The sequence below is a fragment of the Spirulina sp. CCY15215 genome (assembly GCF_016888125.1).
Taxonomy (GTDB): Bacteria; Cyanobacteriota; Cyanobacteriia; order Cyanobacteriales; family Spirulinaceae; genus CCY15215.
The window spans coordinates 1-844 of record NZ_JACSWA010000167.1 but is presented as its reverse complement, the minus strand read 5'-3'; the positions used below and the strand labels follow the sequence as shown (position 1 = coordinate 844).

At 45.9% G+C, this 844-nt stretch carries 2 pseudogenes; both read left to right on the top strand.

Going from position 1 to position 844, the window contains the following annotated elements:
- Positions 1 to 317: pseudogene (locus JUI58_RS00815) on the top strand (hypothetical protein); the annotation flags it as partial.
- Between the two features lie 20 nt (positions 318 to 337).
- Positions 338 to 844: pseudogene (locus tag JUI58_RS00810) on the top strand (hypothetical protein); the annotation flags it as partial.

Genomic DNA, 844 nt, shown 5'->3' with positions numbered 1-844 from the left:
AAACCAGTCCTACAAGAGAAGAACAGGAGTTAATCATGACATTATCCCCCGCTTATCTCAAATGGCGAGAAGAAACGCTAAAAGAAGGATTGCAACAAGGATTGCAACAAGGATTGCAACAGGGATTGCAACAAGGATTGCAACAAGAACGACGCACGATGCTAGAAACGATGCTAACAGTGCGCTTTGATTCTTTTGACGAACGAGTGTTAAGGATTTGCGATCGTCTGCTACAACTCCCGACTCGAGAAGCGGTTTCCCTCGCGATGCAATTGACTGATGAAGAGTTATTAAGTCGTTTTGGTGGCGAAGAATAAGTCAAAAAGAGCAATTTGTAATGACCGATCGACCCCATGACCAATTTGCCAAACAATACCTTGAAGGACTTCTCGCACCCTTCGGAGAGGTTAATATTAGCCTTGAAGTTGCTTCTGAAGTGCGTCAAATAGATGTTTATTTTTCCCCTTCACCTACTCCTCCACCTTCACCCCCAGACTTAGGAATTCTCGGGCAAATGGTGGTTACGCCTTGTTCTCTCGAACCTTTCCGCAATCAACCCAGCGAAACCGAGATTCGCAATTGTATCCTGAAATTATATTCCCTTCACAGCCAATTGCAGCGCAAGGCCAGAAGAAGCGATCGCACTCTGGGAGATTCCGAACTCCCTCACCTGTGGATTATTGCACCTTCTGCCAGCGATCGCCTTATCGAGCGTTTCAAGTTTGCTCGTAAAGACAACTGGGAACACGGATTTTATTTCCTTGGAGAAGCGCAAAAAACGGCTCTCGTTGCTGTCAACCGATTACCTGAAACCCCAGAAACCCTCTGGTTGAGAATATTAGGA